Below are 18,566 nucleotides of genomic sequence, written 5' to 3'. Positions count from 1 at the left end.
CGCCCCCCCCGAATAAAAACACATCACTTTCCGCGGCCAGCCTCAGTTTTGTATAAGAGACGGGACTCTCGGTCATTTGTCGCCCGCAGCCGCGGGGGGGCTTCCTGCCCCGCAGCGTCAACAGTTCCTACCGCCGGAACAATTTATTGCCGAGCCAGACAATCGGGTCATATCGACGATCCACGACACGTTCTTTCAGTGGAATCAACGCGTTGTCGGTGATCTTGATGTGCTCGGGGCACACGTCGGTGCAGCATTTGGTGATATTGCAATAGCCCAAACCTGCTTCCTCCTGGGCCATTTCGCGTCTGTCGCGGGTGTCGAGCGGGTGCATCTCCAACTCCGTGATACGCATCAGGTAGCGCGGGCCCGCGAAGGCGGGCTTGTTCTCCTCGTGATCGCGCACCACATGGCAGGTGTCCTGGCACAGGAAGCACTCGATGCACTTGCGGAACTCCTGCGAGCGCTCCACGTCGACCTGTTTCATCCGGTAGTCGCCCGGCGCGAGACCGGCCGGTGGCGCGAATGACGGGATCTCCCTGGCCTTCTCGTAGTTGAACGAGACGTCGGTGACGAGATCCTTGATGATCGGGAACGTCCGCATCGGGGTGACGGTGATGACCTCCTCCGGCGTGAACGTCGACATACGCGTCATGCACAGCAGGCGCGGGCGACCGTTCACCTCCGCCGAACACGAACCGCACTTGCCCGCTTTGCAATTCCAGCGCACGGCGAGGTCGGGGGTCTGGGTGGCTTGGAGACGATGGATGATGTCGAGCACCACTTCGCCCTCGTTCACCGCCACCGTGTAGTCGGAGAGGCTGCCGCCGTCGATGTCTCCGCGCCAGACCCGGAACCGGGCGTCGTATCCCATGGTTACGCCTTTCCCTCGGCTGCCGGGTGCGCAGCCAATTCTTGCTCGGTGTAGTACTTTTCGAGCTCGCTCAGTTCGAACAGGGCGAGTAGGTCTTCGCGCATCGGCGTCTGATCGGCCGGGGTGACGGTCACGTCGGGGATCTGGGCTTCGGAGGCCGGATCGACGGCGCAGACCAGCAGCGTGTTGCGCCAGTCCGGGTTCATGCCGGGGTGATCGTCGCGGGTGTGGCCGCCGCGGCTCTCGGTGCGCAACAGCGCTGCCTTGGCGACACATTCGCTGACGATCAGCATGTTGGCCAGGTCGAGGGCCAGGTGCCAGCCGGGGTTGAACGGCCGTTTGCCCTGCACTGCCACGTTGGCGTAGCGGGCGCGCAGTTCGGTGAGTTTGTCGATCGCCGCGCGTACTTCGTGTTCCTTGCGGATGATGCCGACCAGGTCGTTCATCGTCTGCTGGAGTTCGGAGTGCAGCGTGTACGGATTCTCGCCGGAGCCGTCCGCGGGTGAATCGAACGGGGCCAGTGCGATTTTCGCCGCCGCCTCGATATCGGTCTCGGACGGCGTCGGTTTGTCGGTCAGCTGCTGGACATACGCCGATGCGCCGAGTCCGGCCCTGCGCCCGAACACCAGCAGGTCGGACAGCGAGTTGCCGCCGAGCCGGTTCGAGCCGTGCATGCCACCGGAACACTCACCGGCAGCGAACAATCCGGGTACGAGCGCGGCACCGGAATCGGGGTTCACCTCGATCCCGCCCATCACGTAGTGGCAGGTGGGGCCGACTTCCATCGGTTCGGCCGTGATGTCGACATCGGCCAGTTCCTTGAACTGATGGTGCATCGACGGCAGCCTGCGCACGATCTCGTCGGCGGGCATGCGGGAGGCGATGTCGAGATAGACGCCGCCGTGCTCGGTGCCGCGGCCCGCCTTCACCTCCTCGTTGATCGCCCTGGCGACCTCGTCGCGGGGGAGCAGGTCAGGGGTGCGGCGCGCGGAATCGTTGTCGCGCAACCACTGATCGGCCTCTTCCTCGGTTTCGGCATACTGGCCCTTGAAGACCGGCGGGATGTAGTCGAACATGAACCGCTTGCCCTCGGAGTTCTTCAGCACGCCGCCGTCGCCGCGCACACCCTCTGTGACGAGGATGCCCTTCACACTCGGCGGCCAGACCATGCCGGTGGGGTGGAACTGGAGGAACTCCATATTGATCAGCGTCGCGCCGGAGCGAAGGGCCAGCGCGTGGCCGTCGCCGGTGTACTCCCACGAGTTCGAGGTCACCGTGTAGGACTTGCCGATTCCGCCGGTGGCCAACACGATCGCGGGCGCCTTGAACAGCACCAAGCCACCGGATTCACGCCAGTAGCCGAACGCACCGGCGATCGCCCCCGCGTCGGTGAGCAGTTCGGTGATCGTGCATTCGGCGAAGACCTTGATCCTGGCCTCGTAGTCGCCGGTCGCCGCGTAGTCCTCCTGCTGCAACGAGACGATCTTCTGCTGCATCGTGCGGATCAGTTCGAGGCCGGTCCGGTCGCCGACGTGCGCGAGGCGGGGGTAGGTGTGGCCGCCGAAGTTGCGCTGGCTGATTCGCCCATCGGCGGTTCGATCGAACAGCGCCCCATAGGTTTCCAGCTCCCACACCCGGTCGGGCGCCTCCTGGGCATGCAGTTCGGCCATGCGCCAGTTGTTGAGGAACTTGCCGCCACGCATGGTGTCTTTGAAATGCGTCTGCCAGTTGTCCTTCTCGTTGGCGTTGCCCATCGACGCGGCGCAACCACCCTCGGCCATCACGGTGTGTGCCTTGCCGAACAACGACTTACACACCACCGCCACCGAAAGCCCTTGTTCGCGTGCCTCGATCACGGCTCGCAGACCCGCGCCGCCCGCTCCGATCACCACGACGTCGTAGTCGTGCCGTTCCACGTCTGGCATTGAAATACAAGCTCCTCGCGTTGTCGCGGCTCAGTTGACGAACCGCAGGTCCGAAATGGTTTGGCTCGCAACCAACATCACGTAGAAGTCGGTGAGCACGAGGGTGCCGAGGGTGGTCCAGGCCAGCGCCATGTGGCGGGTGTTGAGCTTGGAGATCTGGGTCCAGTACCAGTACCGCACCGGGTGGGCGGAGAAGTTCTTGAGCCGCCCGCCCGCGATGTGCCTGCACGAATGACACGACAGGGTGTAGGCCCACAGCAGGATCACGTTGACCAGCAAGACGATATTGCCGAGGCCGAAGCCGAAACCACCACTGCTGCCGTGGAAGGCGGTGATCGCGTCGTAGGTGTTGACCAGCGAGACCACCAGCGCCACATAGAAGAAGTAGCGGTGCGCGTTCTGGATGATCAACGGCAGCCGCGACTCACCGCTGTAGCGCGCGTGCGGCTCGGCCACCGCACAGGCGGGCGGGGAGAACCACACCGAGCGGTAGTAGGCCTTGCGGTAGTAGTAGCAGGTCAGCCGGAAGCCGAGCAGGAACGGCAGCACCACGAAGCCAAGTGGGATCCACATCGGCAACTCGGGGAACGGGGTGCCGAAATGCGCCGATCCCGGTGCGCACGAGTCGCTCAGACACGGCGAGTAGAACGGGGTCAGATAGTGGAACTCGGGCACCCAATAGGCCGTCCGGACAAAGGATCTGATCGTCGCGTAGGCGACGAACGCGAACAGTCCGAGCGCGGTGAACAGCGGCGGCAGCCACCAGCGGTCGGTGCGAAGGGTGCGCGCCGAAATACGGGCACGCGTTCTGCTGAAGACGCCGGTGCCCGCGGAGTGTGAAGCGGGGGAGGCGGTCGGTGCGGCACTCACGGTGGATGCCTCGCTGATCTTCGGGTCTGCGGCAGTGATCATTACCCACCGCGATGGATTGTGATGTGGAGCACCATACGCCTGTGTTCGCGCCGCTCGCCGTGGGTCTCACGCACTCGGTCCCCGTGCATGCCGGTGATCTCGATCACAGCCGTGACGTTCGTGGCGACCCGTCATGCCCGTGCAACAAACCTGTGGTGCCCTGTGACAGGTATTCCCCGCACCGGGGAGAGGAGCGTGACGCGCAATGAGAAGAGCCGCGATCGTGGCACCCGTCCGCACGCCCAGTGGCGTCGAAGGCGGTGCGCTATCGGGTATGCCGGCCGAATGGCTGGCTACCACGGTGTTGTCGGCCGTGATCGAACGCTCGGGCATCGACCCTTTGCGCATCGACGATGTGGCCATGGCCTGTATCGACGGTGGCCTCTCCGACATACCCGCGGTGGGTGCGCTCGCCGCTCGCGGTGCCGGATTACCTTTCGCGGTACCCGGTTTCGTGACCGACAAACACGGCGGTAGCGGTCTGCAGGCGGTGATCACCGCGGCGATGATGGTGCAGACCGGCGCCGCCGATGTGGTGGTGGCGGGCGGGGTGGAATGCGCGTCGGCCCAGTCGGGGCTGCCCGGTGGGACCGCGGGATTGCACAACGCCGAGCGGCTGGCGCACTACTACGGGATCGACCGCGGTGCCGCCGACGAGTTCGCGGTCGCCAGCCATCGCAAGGCGGCTCGCGCCTGGCGGCAGGGTGCGTTCGCGGCCGAGGTGGTCGGGGTGGCCGCCGGGTACGGCGATCACCAGATCACCCGGGACGAGGGTGTGCGCGACGACCTGTCGACCCACACGCTGGCCGGGTTGCGCCCGCTGCTCGCCGATGGGGTGGTGACGGTCGGGAACATGAGTTCGCATCGGCTCGGGGCATCCGCGTGCCTGGTCGTGGCCGAGGATCGGCTCGGCGAGCTGGGGTTGACGCCGATGGCGTTTCTCGCGGGGTGGGCCGCGGCCGGTTGTGACAACGAGGGGCCCGGCCTCGGGGCGGCGCCCGCGGTGTCGAAGCTGCTCGGGCGTACCGGGTGCGCGCTGGACGAGATCGATTTGCTCGAGATCAACGAGGGCTATGCGGTGGAGGTGCTCGCGCTGGCCACCGAATGGGAACTCGACCCGCTCGACCGGCTCAATGTGAACGGTTCCGATATCGCGCTCGGCCACCCGGTCGGGGCCACCGGCCTGCGGATCATGACCACGATGCTGCACGAACTCGGTCGCACCGGCGGCCGCTACGGACTGGAGGCCATCGCACTCGGCCACGATCACGGGATCGCGGCCCTGTTCGAATCCGCCGAGGTCGACGAACCGGTCGAGGTGCCACGGGGAGCTCGCTTCCACGGCTCCCGCACGCGCAGGCTCGGTCGACACCGAGCGTGAGTTCGGTTCGGTAGGGCATCAGGTAAAACCGGGCCCGGGGCGGTGTAGCTTGCTGTGTTTGTTGGAGCGCTGACGCGCTCGAGTCGGGGCCCTTCGGGCCCCCGATCTTCCCTCCCTCCGGGTACTCCTTCGTCGCACCCTCCGGTCAGTCCAGATCGGGGCGGGCCCCTTCGGGTAGGGACATATCAGGGATACCCGGCCCAGGCTGTGCACTGGTGGGTGCATGGGTCGGCGCGGCGACCCTGTTGGCAGGGCCGCCGCGCCGGTGATCAGGTTCTACTTTGTTCTCGGGCGGGAGTGGAAGCCGAGGCCTTCGTCCTGGGCGCCCATCCATGCTGCTTCGTCGGACTTGCTGTCGGGGACGTAGATCGGCTCCGACCTGCGGGGGATGGCGAGTTCCGGCGGTGGTGCCTGCTCGAAATCCTCGGCGTCGATGACGAGCCGCTCGAGGTCGTTCTCCAGACGACGGATGGTGGCCGCGTCGCCGTAGTTGGAGCGCAGTGCACCGATCGATTGCCGGAGTTGGCCGACCGCGTAGCGCAGTTCCGCGATATCGCTGCGTGTCATCGTTACCTCCTGTGTATATGGCGGGCATACCGACTCGCCGGATCACGGGTACGCCCGAAAAGTCCCCGGGCCGCACTGCACCGAGCCGTGTGACTCACCACACAACGTGATCTCCACCACAATAACGGATCTTTTCGGTTTACGCCCGAAGTTGCGGGAGACCGCGGGATTGCCATCGGATAACTGCCACGCTCACCCCGCGACGGCGTAGCGAGCGCGGACGCCGACCCTCGCCCGTTCGACCAGTGCGGTGATCGCGTGGGCGACCTCCTCCGAGCGCTCGAGGATGACGCTGTGACCCGCGCCCTCGATCCGCACCAGCTCGGCACCGGCCAGCTGTGAAGCCAGTACCACCGAGTGCGCGAACGGCACCATGAGATCGGCCGAGCCCGCCAGTACGAGAGCGGGCAGATCGCCGAAGCGGGCGAGAGTGTTCGCCTCGTCGAAGTCGAGCAGCGAGCTCAGGAAGCCGGACATGGTCAGCAGCGCGGTCTCGTTGAGAACCGCGGTGGCGATGGCCGTCACGCGCGGATTCACGCGCCGGGTGCCCGCGCTCGCCTCGCGGATCAGCGGCCCGAAGATCCAGCGGGAGAAGCGCTTCGACGCCTGCATCACCCGGGGTGCGTGCACGACGGCGCGCTGCAGCGAGGCCACCGCGTGCCGGTTGAGGAGTCGGCCGAGGCCGACCTGGGTGATACCGCCCGCGGCGCCCGCGATCAGGCCGATCCCGGCGACCCGGTGACCGATGGCCGCCGGATGGAGGCGGGCGTAGGCCAGCACCACCATCGCGCCCATCGAATGACCGATCAGCACCACGGGCCCGGTCGGTGCGACCGCGCGCAGCACCGCGTCGAGATCGGTGGCGAGCTGGTCGATCGTGTAGGTGGCGTGGTGGGCGTGCCCGGATTCGCCGTGGCCGCGGTGGTCGTAGAAGACCATGCGGGTGCCGGCATCCCAGTCGCGCAGCAGGTGTTCGCGCAGGAACGACCAGGATTCGGTGTGCAGGCAGTGGCCGTGGACGAAAACAACGGTCAGGGCCGCGTCCGTGGCGCCGAAGCTCCGGACCGCGATCGGCACACCGTCATCGGCGACGACGGTGTAGCGGTAACCGTCGGTGTCGGTGAAAGGGAAGGTCTTCGACATTGCGGCCTCCTCCGGTCCGGCGGGGCGCACCTGATGCGTCCTGCTGGGCTTTTCGGAGAAGGTTTCCAGCGTGTTAACCGGTCAACCCTCGCGTTATCCACCCGATGCGCAAACGATCCCGGGCGGGCCCGCACCGTTACTCAGGACAATCTTCGGATATCTAGCGCTTGTACTAGAAATTTGTAGATTGCTATCGAGTGGTGGCTCGGCATGACTTTCTTCGGCTCTCTAGATGAAGCCCTAGAAAGCCGAAGATGCTCATACGGTCCGGAGATAGCGGCCGAAGTGGGGGACGGTGAAGCCGATCGTGCCGCGTTCGGCCGAGTAGATCAGGCCCTTCTTGATCAGGCCGTCGCGCGCCGGGGAGACCGAGGCGGGTTTGCGCCCGAGCTCGGCGGCCACCGCCGACGTGGCGACCGGGGCGTCGTCGCCCGCCAGGTCGGCCATGGCGCGCATGTACTCGCGTTCGGCGGGAGTCGCGCGTTCATAGCGGGAGCCGAAGAAGCCGACCGCCAGCTCCTCTTCTGCCGCGGGAGAGGCCACCGCGACGTCTTCGGCGGTGATCGGGCTGTCGGGTGCCTGATCCCAGGCGGCCTTGCCGTAGGCCTGGACGAAATACGGGTAGCCGTCGGCTCTTCGGTAGAGCGAATCGAGCGCGGTTTCGGTGAACTTCACGTCCTCGCGTTCGGCGGGGGCGATCAGTGCCAGGTCGGCCGCCGCGCGGTCGAGGCGGTCGATGCGGTGGTAACTGAAAAGACGCTCCGAGTAGCTTTTCGAGGCAGACAGCACCGCGGGCAGGTGGGGCAAGCCCGCGCCGACGACGATCAGCGGGGCACCGTCCTGACTCAGTTCGTGACAGGCGCCGCAGATCGCGGACACATCGGCGGGGCCGAGGTCTTGCATTTCGTCGATGAAGATGGCAATGCCGATACCGATGTCGGCGGCGAGGGCAGCGGCCTCTTTGAACAGTTCGATCAGATCGATCTCGATATCGCCCGAGTCGGCGCGGCCGGTCACCGCGGGCACGTCGATGCCGGGCTGCCACCGTTCGCGCATGCCCTTGTCCGCGGTGGCGCGCAGGGCGAAGGCCTTGAGGATGCCGAGGAAATCGTCGACCTGTTCGGAATTGCGGGCCGACATCGCGATCGCGCGCACCGCCATGTGCAGTGCCGACGACAGCGGCCTGCGCAGATCCTGGTCGGGCCTCGCCTCGATCTTGCCGGTACCCCAGCCGCGTGAGATGGCGGCGGAGCGAAGCTGATTGAGCAGCACGGTCTTTCCGACACCGCGCAGGCCCGTGAGCATCACGCTGCGTTCCGGCCTGCCGCGGGCGATGCGCTCGAGCACGATGTCGAACGCCGCGAGTTGTTTGTCGCGCCCGGCCAATTCGGGCGGACGCTGGCCGGCGCCGGGTGCATACGGATTGCGCACGGGGTCCATGCCGGATAACCGTAGCGCGTGTGCACGGGAGAATCTCGGTAACTCTCGGCTGTGTCCTAGATACTGCTAGCGAAACCGAGAATTGCTTGTCGAAACTGGAATGGAGCCCGATGTTCGAGCAACCCCAGACCACTGCGGGGATCGTCGCGAGCTGGCCGCTGCCGCAGGGCGCGCACCTGGCCGACACGATCCGCCGTGACCTGCTGGCAACGCTCGACGGGGGCCTCGGCGACCTGGACCCGCAGACGGTCGCCGCCCTGGCGATCGGGCCGTTGCTGATCATGCTCGGCAGGCTCGAGATCGACCTGGCCGACGCTCGAACGCGCATCGACCAACTCGAGCGCGAGCTGCGCGATCGGTAACGCGCCGCCCGGCGGTGACGATGAGATCGTTACCCGCGCCGACACGCCGGTGCCGTGGCCCCTGTTCTGGGCTTTTCCGGTCGGAAGAAAACAACTTGCGTGCTTCGCTGGACAGCGCTCATCACAGGCCGTAATCTTCTCGTGACTTAGTGGAGTCTGTCGGTTCGTCAGAGAAGCGGCGCCATTGGGTCACCGCCGAATAGCCGTGATCGCCAAGCGATTCGCGACGAAGCGGCGGGAGAGTAGCAAGATCGGAGACTCGTCTCGGTGGGTAAACACAGCTTGCAGCGGGATTCTCGACTGCCGAATTCCGTCAAGGGTGCCCTCGTCATGGGCGCGGTGGCCGCTACAACCGGTGCAATGCCCGCGATTTCGCAGGCCGCCACGATCAACATCCCCGGTCTGGGTAACTTCGATCTGCCGCCAGAGCTCGAGCAGCCGGCGCAGCAGGTCGAGAAGCAGCTGCAGGCGATGGTCGCCCCTCAGGGCCAGGCCGCACCGCAGCTCCCGAGCGTGAACTTCGAAAACCCGTTCCAGCAGCAGCAGACCGCAGGCAACGTCGCTCTCGACGCCGCCCGTGGCAAGCTGGGCGCCCAGTACAACTGGGGTGCCGCGGGGCCGCAGAGCTTCGACTGCTCCGGGCTCGTGCAGTGGGCGTACCGCCAGGCCGGTGTCGAACTGCCGCGCACCAGCTTCGAGCAGTCCCATGTCGGCGCTCCCGTCTCGTTCGACAACCTGCAGGCCGGTGACATCGTCATCACCAACGGTGGCGGCCACGTCGGTATCTACGCGGGCAACGGTCAGCTCCTCAACGCCGTGCAGTCGGGCACCCCGGTGTCCTACACCCACCTCAGCGCCGACGACGTCGTCACGGCTCGCCGTATCGTCTAAGGGGTGACCCCCCAGCACTCCGACACCCAGGCCCGCGTCGACGCGTGGATCTGGGCGGTGCGCCTGTTCAAAACACGCTCGGCCGCGGCAGCTGCCTGTCGCGCCGGGCATGTGCGCGTTAATGGGGTCACCGCGAAACCGGCGCTGACCGTCCGCCCCGGTGACGAGATCAGGGTGCGCCACGCCGGTGTGGAGCGCATCGTCATCGTCGAGCGGATCATCCACAAGCGAGTCGGCCCGCCGGTCGCCGCCCAGTGCCTGATCGATCGCAGCCCGCCGCCGCCACCGAAGGAAGTTCTCGCCACGCTGCCGCAGCGCGAGCGCGGTGCGGGTCGGCCCACGAAACGTGAACGGCGTGAAACGGATCGGCTGATGGGCCGCACCGACCAGCCGCCGGATGTTGTCGGGCGTTAGCCGCGAACGGCGGCGGCTCGACCTGGTTCGGTGGTCGGGGTGTGGGCGATCGCCTACGGTGGCACGTATGGGTGAGCGCACGACGATGTTATCGAATGTTCTCGCCTGCTGTATTGCTGTCGTCGCCACGGGGCCGCGGCTGCTCTGGCCGCGCGGTGCCGATACCGCGTTTCTGGACGGGCTCGAGGTCGCTCCCGTTCCACCCGCGCACAACACCGTTGGTCTCACCGCGCTGGTGCAGGCGCAGCTGTCCGCGCCGACGACGATCGTCGCCGAGGGTGTGCGGACGCTGCGGTCCACGCAGCTCACCATGTCGACGTTCCTCATCCGCCACCCCGACGCCACCTTCCTGGTCGACCCCGCGATCTGCGCGGGCGTGCACCAGCGGGTACTGCCGGAGCTGCCGTTTCCGGTGCCGCTGCTGGTGGGCCCCGACAGTCCGGTGCGGGGTCTGAGCGAGGTGCTGGCCGCGCACGACCTCACCGGCAACGACATCGACTTCGTGCTGCCGACACATCTGCACTGGGATCACGTCGCCGGGCTGTACGAACTGCCCGGCCTGGTCCCGATCCGGGTGCCCGCCGTCGAATACAGCTGGGCGATGGCCGGATCGCGCGTCCCACTCGGCGTTGCCCGTGGACCGCTGCGCGGCCGCGCCTTCGACCTCTACGAACTCGACGGCCCGCCCGTGCTCACCTTCGCCCGCAGTCACGACCTGTTCGGCGACGGCTCCGTCCTGATCGTCGACCTGGCAGGACATACCCCCGGCAGCGTCGGCATCCTCCTCGCCGTCGATGACGGCTCCCGCGTCCTGCTCGCAGGCGACGCGGTCTGGAGCACCCTGCAGATCGACCTGCTCCGGGAGAAGGCGCCGCTGCTCGGCGAACTACTCGACGCCGATCGCGACCGGGCCTTCGAAACCATCCACCGCCTGCATGCCCTCCCGGCCGATATCGAAGTGATCCCCGGCCACGACCACGCCGCCGTCACCGCCCGAACCGCACCATGATCAGGCGGGATTCCCGACCGTGATGTCAGCCGGCGAGACCGGCGGCGACAGTGGAATACCTTGGACGCCAACCCAATTCATCATGGGCGAGCCGACTCGAGATTCGCATCGACGTGTCGGACATCAGGGCGCCGATATAGGGGACGGCCAGTCGGATCATCCACGCGGGCAAACGGATGGGCCGTGGGGTCTGCAGGCTACGGGAAACCTCCGCGAAGAACTCCCGCCAGGTGATCGGGTTGTCGTCGGCGATGTTGTAGGCGCGGCCGGGTGTGCCGCGTTCGAGCGCGGCGACGGTCGCGGCGGCCGCGTCATCGACATGGACCCAGGTATTGACTCCGCCGGAGCCCAGCGGCCCGACCGGGCTGTGCTTGCGCATCATGTCCGCGAACAGATCACTGAACGCACCGGGACCGTAGAAGAGCCCGTACCGCAACGCGATCGCGTCGACACCGGGTGCGCCGAAGGCCTGACTCTCGCCGGAAACGCACGCGCGAACCACCTCGTCGGCCACCCCACCGTCGTACACCCCGAACCGATCGCGCTCGCTGACGAGCCGGTCGCCGTGATCGTGGTAGCCGTAGCCGAGGATCAGCGACTGGGTGACGAACCGCCCGGCGCCGACCACCGCCGCGGCGTCGAGCAGGTTGGCCGTGCCGACCGTCCGCAGCAGCCCGGTCGGATCGTCGGCCGGAATCCGGCGCTGCACCTTCGCATTGCGCAAGGCGGTGGCCTGATGGATCACGGCATCGGCGCGCAGGCCGTCGACAGCGCGCAGTAGTCCCTCGCGGTCGAGCACATCGGCGGTGACCGGGGTGGCGCCGAGCTCGCGCACGAGCGGGAACGCGCTCGGATTGCGGACGAGCGCCGACACCGTATGTCCGTTCGCGGTCAACGCGCGGATCAGAGGGCGGCCGATGGCACCGGTGGCACCTGCGAGCAGAACCTGCATGATCGTTCCTTCCGGCTGAGTGGGTGTTTGCCTATCCTCTGGACGGGGTAACGCAGGTATTTGTGACGGCCTGTGATCGGCTTCACGCCACGCGGGTACGACCGTGCTGGTTGCGCGATGTCACGGCGGGTCTGCGGCGTGTCGGTGTGTATCGTGCGGCTCATGCGAGTCGACGGTCGGGAGATCCCGGTCACGGGGAAACTCCTGCAACCGCTGATCCGGCGGACCAGTGACATCGTCCGGGTGGTGCTGGCGGGGATAGGCGTTGCCGTCGTGGTCGCGGGCTCGCTGATCACCCGGCCGGAATGGCTGGCACTGGAACGCTCGGTCGCCAATATCGTCGGGTTCCTCAGCCAGGACCAGGCGACCATGGTCTACCTGATCTACGGAATGCTCATCCTGGCACTGCCGTTCGCCATCCTCATCGAACTCGTGCTGCGCAGGCAGTGGAAGCTGCTCGCCGGGTACGCGGCGGCGGGCCTGCTCGCCGCGCTCGCCCTGTCGATCACCGGGGCCGGCATCTCGACGCCGAAATGGCACCTGCCGGTCCCGGACCGCTTCGACACCTTCCTGTCGCAATTCCTCGACGATCCACGCTGGATCGCGATGCTCGCGGCCATGCTCACCGTGTCGAGCCCGTGGCTGCCGGTGCGGCCGCGGCGCTGGATGTGGTTTCTGCTCTTGATGTTCGCGCCGATCCACCTGTTCGTCAGCTCGGTGGTGCCCGCGCGGGCGATGCTCGGCTTGGTGGTCGGCTGGCTGGTCGGCGCGGTGATCGTCTGGCTGGTCGGTACGCCCGCGCTCGAGGTGCCACTCGACGCCGCGGTCCGGGTGCTGGCCGGGCGGGGATACATCGTGAAGGCCTTCCGGGTCGACCGGCCCGCCGGGCGCGGACCGCTGCTGCTCGCCACCGAGGTCGACGGGCCCGAAGACGAGATCGTCGTCGAGCTGTACGGCAAGAACCAGCGCAGCTTCGGCGCGATCCGGCAGGTGTGGCGCTGGATCACGTTCCGCTCCAGCGAGACCGCACCGCTGCACGGATCGATGCACCGGGCGGTGGAACATCGGGCGCTGCTCGGCATCGCGATCGGTGACCTCGGGATGGCCGACTCTCATCAGGTCGCGGTGGCGGGCCTGAGCCGCGGCTGGATGCTGTACGCGCACACCATGCCGCGTGGTACGCAGATCGCGACGTTGTCCGCGCAGGTGCTGCCAGGGGTGTGGCGTTCGCTGCTTCGCCTGCACGAGAACCAGATCAGCCTCGGCGATCTGCAACCCGACTTCGTGCGCGTCAGCCAGGGCGACACCCTGTTCGGCGGGTTCGCCGCCGCCGAATTCGGTTCGGCGCAGGCGCAACGCCAGACCGATATCGCCCAGCTGCTGGTGACCACCACCTCGCTCTACGGCAAACACGAGGCAGTCTCGGCGGCGATCGAGGCGCTCGGCGAGGACAAGGTCGCCTTCGCGGCCAGGCGCCTGACGAAATCGGCCATGTCGATCGGCATCCGGAAGTCGGTGCCGCAGTGGACCAAGGTGATGGCCACCGCCCGCGAGGAGGTGCGCAGGCAAACCGGCCACGACCGCATCCAGTCCGAACAGATCACCCGCTTCTCGCGCAACCAGATCATCCAGCTCGTTCTGCTGGTGGCGCTGGTCTATGTGGCGTATCCGTTCTTCAGCCAGGTGCCGACGTTCTTCAGCCAGTTGCGCACGCTCAACTGGTGGTGGGCGCTCGCGGGTCTCGCCGTCTCGGGGTTGACCTACGTCGGCGCCGCCGCCGCGCTGGGTGCTTGCGCGGACGGGCTGGTCAAAATGCGCTACCTGCTCGTGGAGCAGCTGGCCAACACCTTCGTCGCGACGACCACCCCCGCCGGCGTCGGCGGGTTGGCGCTGAGCGTGCGGTTCCTGCAGAAGGCGGGCATGTCGACGCTGCGCGCGACGGCCGCGGTGGCGATGCAGCAGTCGATGCAGGTGCTCACCCACCTGGTGCTGCTCGTGGTGTTCAGTGTGGTGGCCGGAACATCGAGCAACCTGGCCCACATCGTGCCCGACGCGACGGTGCTGTACCTGATCGCGGGTGTCGGTGTCGGGTTGATCGGCGCGTTCATGTTCGTGCCGACGCTGCGTCGCTGGGTGAATCACTCGGTGCGCCCGCAGGTCAAGGAAGTGCTGGGCGAACTCGCCGACCTCGCGAAGGATCCGAGGCGCTTCGTGGTCATCGTCGTCGGCTGCGGCGCCATCACCCTCGGGAAGGCGCTGGCGCTGTGGACGGCCGTCGAAGCCTTCGGCGGTGGCACGGATTTCGTGGCCGTCACCATCGTCGCCATGATCGGCGGCTCGCTGGCCTCGGCCGCGCCGACACCCGGTGGCGTCGGCGCGGTCGAGGCCGCGTTGATCGGTGGTCTCGCGGCCTTCGGCGTCCCGGCCGAGATCGCGGTCCCCGCGGTACTGCTCTACCGCGTGATGACCTGCTGGATCCCGGTCGGTCTGGGCTGGCCCGTGATGCGCTGGCTGGACAAGAAGGACATGATCTAGCCTCCCGAAATGTTTAGCTGCCCCGTTGCCTGCGTATTCAATCACGGTGCCGCACACTGCTGTCTGATCCAGCTGAGCGGGACGTCCGGGGAAAAGTCAGCTGATGGGAGCCGCAGCGGGCATCGGTAGCGATGCGGTCGCCAGGAAGTCTTGTCTTCGCGGCCCGCCCGATTCTGGACTGACCGAAGGGTGCGACGAAGGAGTGCCCGCAGGGAGGGAAGAATCGGGGCCCGAAGGGCCGCGACTCGAGCGCGCCAGCGCTCCAGGGAATCAGAGCCTAAACTGTCTGGGACGTAGCCGGATGATGACCGAAAGGTGTTTTTCGATGGGATCCCGGACGGTGGTCGCCGACGTTGCCGATGAGTTGGCACGCCGGGTAGCTACCGGCGAGTACCGGCCCGGCGAGCTGATGCCGTCGGTGCGCCAGGTCGCCGACGAGTTCGGGATGAACCGTGCCACCGCCCAGCTCATCCTCGGCAGGCTCGAGTCGTACGGATTCGTCGAGGCCAGGCGCGGCAAGGGGTTCACCATCCGCGATGTGCGGGTGGAGGGCGGCATGGACGTCTACCGGCACCTGTTCCGGTTCTCGATCACCGCGCCCGCGGTCGCCGCCGAGATGTTCGCCGACATCGTCGAGGTGGAGCGCGGCATCGTGGGCGAGGCGCTGCTCGCCTACACCGCGGGGGAGAAGGTGCTCGATCCGGCCGAGCTCGCCGCCGCCGTCGACGAGCTGGAGACGATGGCGCGCCACGCCGTGCCCGACCACGCGCGCATCATCGCCGCCGAGATCGCGCTGGTGCGCAAGCTCCTGGGCGTGCTCGACATGAGTATGCAGCGCGCGGTACTGAATTCGATCGCCGATATGGTCGTCGAGGTGCCGGAGGCGATCGCCGCCTACTTCGCCGTCGCCCCCGATCTGCACGTGCTGGTCTGGCGGGCGCTGCTCGCGGTCTGGGACGCCGAATCCGCGCCGACCGACGCGCAACTCGCACTGTTCGGTGACCTGTTCGCGCTGTATCACGAGAAGGTGATCGCCCGCTTCGGCCAACTGGTCGGCGAGACACCGGTTCATACCGTGCCACTGAGCTCAGCTGTCTGAACTGATCAGCCGTCTGACCTGGAACTTCTAGCTGTCTGAGTCGGGCTTCTCAGTCGTCGCGCCCGCGGTGTGATGCCACGGCAGACGGTGTGGCACCACCGTCTCGCCCATATCACCACCGTCCACAACCGCTGGGCAACGCTACGGGGCGGTGTCCTGGACACCACCCCGCAGGTCGGATACGCCGAGTGTGGTGGTTCGCCCGCACGGTGAGCGGACCCAGCAACAGCTCAGCGGTTGAGTTCGGTGAGGCGGTCGTAGGCCGTCACATACTCCTCGACGAGGCGGTTGATCACGTCGGCGCTGCGTTCGACCTTGTTCATCATGCCGACCACCTGGCCGACCGGGTTGAAGTTCACGTCCTTGGCGGCCTCGGGGTAGCGGTGCCCGCGCTTGACGCCGTCGAGGGCGACCATCATCTGCAGCGGCATCGGCAGCGGGTCGGGGGTTTCGGTGGATTCCCAGGCGTCGGTCCAGTCGTTGCGCAGCATGCGGCACGGCTTGCCGGTCCAGGAACGCGAGCGGACGGTGTCGTGGCTGCTGGCCTCGAGGTAGGTCTCCATCTGCGCGGGCGGCACATTGGCCTCCTCGACGGTGAGCCACAGCGACCCGGTCCACGCGCCCGCCGCGCCCATCGCCAGCGCCGCCGCGACCTGCGCGCCGTTGCCGATGCCACCGGCGGCCAGCACCGGCACATCGCCGATCGCGTCGATCACCTGCGGCCACAGCACCAGCGAGGACACCTCGCCGCAGTGCCCGCCGCCCTCGGTGCCCTGGCACACCACGAAGTCGAGGCCTGCCGCCTTGTGGTTCATCGCGTGCTTGACCGAGCCGCACAGCGCGCCGATCACCCGGCCGGAATCCTGGATGCGCTTGACGACGTCGTCGGGCGGGGTGCCGAGCGCGTTGGCCACCAGCTTGGCCTTGGGGTGGTTCAGGATGACGTCGACCTGTGGGCCCGCGGTGGTCGCCGTCCAGCCGAGCAACTCGTTGTGGTGCTCGCCGTCGGGCAGCGCGGGCACGTTGTGATCGGTGAGGATCTGCTGGGCGAAGTCGCGATGGCCCTGCGGAACCATCTGCGCCAGCTGCTTTTCCAGCTGTTCGGGGGTGAGCCCGTCGACGCCCTTGCCCTCGTATTTCGACGGGATCACCAGGTCGACGCCGTAGATCCCGGTGACGTGCTCGTCGAGCCAGGCCAGCTCCACCTCGAGCTGTTCGGCGGTGAAGCCGACCGCGCCGAGTACCCCCAACCCGCCCGCGTTGCTCACCGCCGCCACGACGTCGCGGCAGTGGGTGAAGGCGAAGATGGGGAACTCGATGCCGAGCTGTTCGCAGAATTCGGTACGCATACCGAACTGTAACACGTTCTAGTTTGGTCGAGAATGCCTAATTTCTACAGCGCGGCATCCTCCAGCGCGGCCAGTGAGTCCTCGAGGTGATCGAGCAGTCGATGCAGGTCGGGCAGCGTGCGGCGGCAGCCGACCAGGCCGAAATCGAGGTTGTCGCCGCTCGAGGTGAGGGTGATGTTCACGGCCTGCCCGTCGAGCGGGATCGACAGCGGATAGGTGGCGTCCAGGCGCGAGCCGTTCCAGTACAGCGACTCGCGCGCACCGGGCACATTCGAGATGACGATATTGAACGGCGGCGTCGCCACCGAGGCGAACCCGGGCAGCAGCATCGCCGCGAGCGGACTCAACATCACCCCGGCCATCGCCAGCGTCTGCGTCGGTGTGAGCGAGCGGTACACCTCCTTGTTGCGGCGCGTCGAATCACTCACCACCCGAAGACGTTCCAGCGGATCCGCGATATCGGTGCCCAGATTGCACAGCAGCGCCGCGACTTTCACGCCCTGACTGTCGATATCGTCTTCCTCGCGCAACGACATCGGCACCAGCGCGATCATCGGCTTGTCCGGCAGCGCGTCGCGCTCCAGCAGATATGCCCGCAACGCACCCGCCGACATCGCCAGCACCACATCGTTGACGGTGGCGCCCGTCGCCTTCTTCACCTGCTTGACCCGATCCATCGACCAGCTGCGCACCGCGCACTTGCGGGCACCGCCGATCGGCACATTGAACAGCGTGCGCGGTGCCTCGAACGGCAGGGTGAGCTGCTGCTGCAGCAGACCGGTGCGGGTCGCCTTGATCAACGCGGTGGTCGACGAGCGCGCCGAGGTGACCGAGTCGATCAGCCCACCCAGCCGGGATTTGCCGGGGCGGACGGGGCCGATCTTGCGCGGCAGGTTCCACGGCCGCATGAGCTCGGTCGCGAACGGATCGGTGGTGAGCGTGCGGCGCATGAGGCGCTGGGCCGAAACACCGTCCACCAGTGCGTGATGCATCTTCGAATAGAGCGCGAAGCGTCCGTCGGCCAGGCCCTCGACGAAGTGCAGCTCCCACATCGGGCGGTGCCGGTCGAGCAGCGAGCTGTGCAAGGTCGACGCGTGGTCGAGCAGCTGGTCGAATTGGCCCGGTCCGGGCAGGGCGCTGCGCTGCACGTGATAGTCCAGGTCGACGTCGTCGTCCTGGGTCCACGCCATCTGCGGTGCGCCCAGCCAGGTGGCGGGCCGCTTACTGAAAGTCGGCCGAACGGTCTTGTCGGCCAGCAAGGTGTCGCGGAACTCGCGCAGATATTCGGGCCCGGCGTCCTCCGGCGGTTCGAACAACTGCAGTGAGCCGACGTGCATCGGGTGCTCACGAGATTCCGCGAGCAAGAACAGCGCATCCAACGGCGCGATGAGATCCATGAGAGATCGCCCCCTGACGAGAGTGGATCGGTTGAGTCTTCAGACGATCGACCACGCTGTCGGGTACGGCACCCCTGCGTGCCGTACACCCAAGTTACCCGGCCGTTCGGTGTCGCGTCAGCTGAACGCCCAGACCATGACGAACTCCATGCTGTTCACCGAATGTTCAATTCGCGGAACAGTACTGGATGCTATAGCTGAATAGAACACAGCGGGGGGGGGGGGCCCGCGGTGGGGGGGGGGGCGGGGGGTGTGGGGGGTTCCTATCTGTACAACCCCCCCGCGCGGCACCACCACCGAACTCGTACTCGAGGTC

General features: G+C 67.0%; 16 protein-coding genes. 7 read left to right on the top strand and 9 right to left on the bottom strand.

Translation table 11 applies throughout. The features are described from left to right. Positions 1 to 127 precede the first annotated feature (127 nt). Genes ACFWPX_RS09540 through ACFWPX_RS09530 form a run of 3 tightly spaced genes read right to left on the bottom strand, consistent with a single transcriptional unit; the run spans position 128 to position 3,669 of the window. Entirely contained in the window at positions 128 to 874 is a 747-nt protein-coding gene (locus tag ACFWPX_RS09540) for a succinate dehydrogenase/fumarate reductase iron-sulfur subunit (RefSeq protein ID WP_378915983.1), read from the bottom strand. Positions 875 to 876: 2 nt separating this feature from the next. Beyond that, positions 877 to 2,799 carry a fumarate reductase/succinate dehydrogenase flavoprotein subunit gene (locus ACFWPX_RS09535; protein ID WP_378927031.1) on the bottom strand — a complete coding sequence of 641 codons (1,923 nt, stop codon included), beginning with the start codon at positions 2,797 to 2,799 and terminating at the stop codon, positions 877 to 879. 30 nt (positions 2,800 to 2,829) lie between these two features. Next, complete coding sequence (locus ACFWPX_RS09530; RefSeq protein ID WP_378916260.1) at positions 2,830 to 3,669, bottom strand: hypothetical protein; 840 nt, start codon at positions 3,667 to 3,669, stop codon at positions 2,830 to 2,832. 247 nt (positions 3,670 to 3,916) lie between these two features. Here ACFWPX_RS09530 and ACFWPX_RS09525 point away from each other — a divergent pair, with 247 nt between their 5' ends. Further along, positions 3,917 to 5,092 carry an acetyl-CoA acetyltransferase gene (locus tag ACFWPX_RS09525; protein ID WP_378927030.1) on the top strand — a complete coding sequence of 392 codons (1,176 nt, stop codon included), beginning with the start codon at positions 3,917 to 3,919 and terminating at the stop codon, positions 5,090 to 5,092. Between the two features lie 276 nt (positions 5,093 to 5,368). On the opposite strand, the gene ACFWPX_RS09520 is transcribed toward ACFWPX_RS09525, so the two are convergent. From ACFWPX_RS09520 to ACFWPX_RS09510, 3 genes are all read right to left on the bottom strand, one after another. Beyond that, a complete protein-coding gene (locus ACFWPX_RS09520; protein ID WP_378915991.1) occupies positions 5,369 to 5,659 on the bottom strand; it encodes a hypothetical protein in 291 nt (96 codons plus the stop codon). 192 nt (positions 5,660 to 5,851) lie between these two features. Continuing rightward, the gene (locus ACFWPX_RS09515; RefSeq protein ID WP_378927029.1) at positions 5,852 to 6,802 is read right to left on the bottom strand and encodes an alpha/beta fold hydrolase; all 951 of its coding nucleotides are present in this window, start codon (positions 6,800 to 6,802) and stop codon (positions 5,852 to 5,854) included. 258 nt (positions 6,803 to 7,060) lie between these two features. Then, positions 7,061 to 8,242: an AAA family ATPase gene (locus ACFWPX_RS09510; RefSeq protein WP_378915994.1), complete on the bottom strand. Its 1,182-nt coding sequence runs from the start codon at positions 8,240 to 8,242 to the stop codon at positions 7,061 to 7,063. Between the two features lie 110 nt (positions 8,243 to 8,352). Here ACFWPX_RS09510 and ACFWPX_RS09505 point away from each other — a divergent pair, with 110 nt between their 5' ends. The 4 genes from ACFWPX_RS09505 (at position 8,353) to ACFWPX_RS09490 (ending at position 10,918) form a co-directional block, all read left to right on the top strand. Beyond that, positions 8,353 to 8,604 carry a hypothetical protein gene (locus ACFWPX_RS09505; RefSeq protein ID WP_378915996.1) on the top strand — a complete coding sequence of 84 codons (252 nt, stop codon included), beginning with the start codon at positions 8,353 to 8,355 and terminating at the stop codon, positions 8,602 to 8,604. 330 nt (positions 8,605 to 8,934) lie between these two features. Then, positions 8,935 to 9,495, top strand: a complete 561-nt coding sequence (locus ACFWPX_RS09500) for a C40 family peptidase (protein WP_378927218.1) — start codon at positions 8,935 to 8,937, stop codon at positions 9,493 to 9,495. Between the two features lie 3 nt (positions 9,496 to 9,498). Then, positions 9,499 to 9,909, top strand: a complete 411-nt coding sequence (locus tag ACFWPX_RS09495; RefSeq protein WP_378927028.1) for an RNA-binding S4 domain-containing protein — start codon at positions 9,499 to 9,501, stop codon at positions 9,907 to 9,909. A 67-nt stretch (positions 9,910 to 9,976) separates the two neighbouring features. Beyond that, on the top strand, positions 9,977 to 10,918 hold the full coding sequence (locus ACFWPX_RS09490; RefSeq protein WP_378916000.1) for an MBL fold metallo-hydrolase: 942 nt from the start codon (positions 9,977 to 9,979) through the stop codon (positions 10,916 to 10,918). 25 nt (positions 10,919 to 10,943) lie between these two features. Here the strand turns inward: ACFWPX_RS09490 and ACFWPX_RS09485 are convergent, their stop codons facing one another. Then, on the bottom strand, positions 10,944 to 11,870 hold the full coding sequence (locus ACFWPX_RS09485; protein WP_378927027.1) for an NAD-dependent epimerase/dehydratase family protein: 927 nt from the start codon (positions 11,868 to 11,870) through the stop codon (positions 10,944 to 10,946). Between the two features lie 162 nt (positions 11,871 to 12,032). Here ACFWPX_RS09485 and ACFWPX_RS09480 point away from each other — a divergent pair, with 162 nt between their 5' ends. Together ACFWPX_RS09480 and ACFWPX_RS09475 are read left to right on the top strand one after the other, a co-directional pair. Next, positions 12,033 to 14,405, top strand: coding sequence for a flippase-like domain-containing protein (locus tag ACFWPX_RS09480; RefSeq protein ID WP_378927026.1), 2,373 nt, complete (start codon positions 12,033 to 12,035; stop codon positions 14,403 to 14,405). A 325-nt stretch (positions 14,406 to 14,730) separates the two neighbouring features. Continuing rightward, positions 14,731 to 15,504 carry a GntR family transcriptional regulator gene (locus tag ACFWPX_RS09475; protein WP_378927024.1) on the top strand — a complete coding sequence of 258 codons (774 nt, stop codon included), beginning with the start codon at positions 14,731 to 14,733 and terminating at the stop codon, positions 15,502 to 15,504. A 230-nt stretch (positions 15,505 to 15,734) separates the two neighbouring features. Here ACFWPX_RS09475 and ACFWPX_RS09470 read toward each other — a convergent pair whose 3' ends face one another. After that, positions 15,735 to 16,853: an NAD(P)H-dependent flavin oxidoreductase gene (locus ACFWPX_RS09470; protein ID WP_378916009.1), complete on the bottom strand. Its 1,119-nt coding sequence runs from the start codon at positions 16,851 to 16,853 to the stop codon at positions 15,735 to 15,737. Positions 16,854 to 16,897: 44 nt separating this feature from the next. Further along, a complete protein-coding gene (locus tag ACFWPX_RS09465) occupies positions 16,898 to 18,250 on the bottom strand; it encodes a wax ester/triacylglycerol synthase family O-acyltransferase (protein ID WP_378916012.1) in 1,353 nt (450 codons plus the stop codon). Positions 18,251 to 18,566 lie beyond the last annotated feature (316 nt).

It is taken from the genome of Nocardia sp. NPDC058518 (assembly GCF_042719655.1).
Taxonomy (GTDB): Bacteria; Actinomycetota; Actinomycetes; order Mycobacteriales; family Mycobacteriaceae; genus Nocardia.
This window is presented reverse-complemented; position numbering and strand designations above follow the sequence as displayed.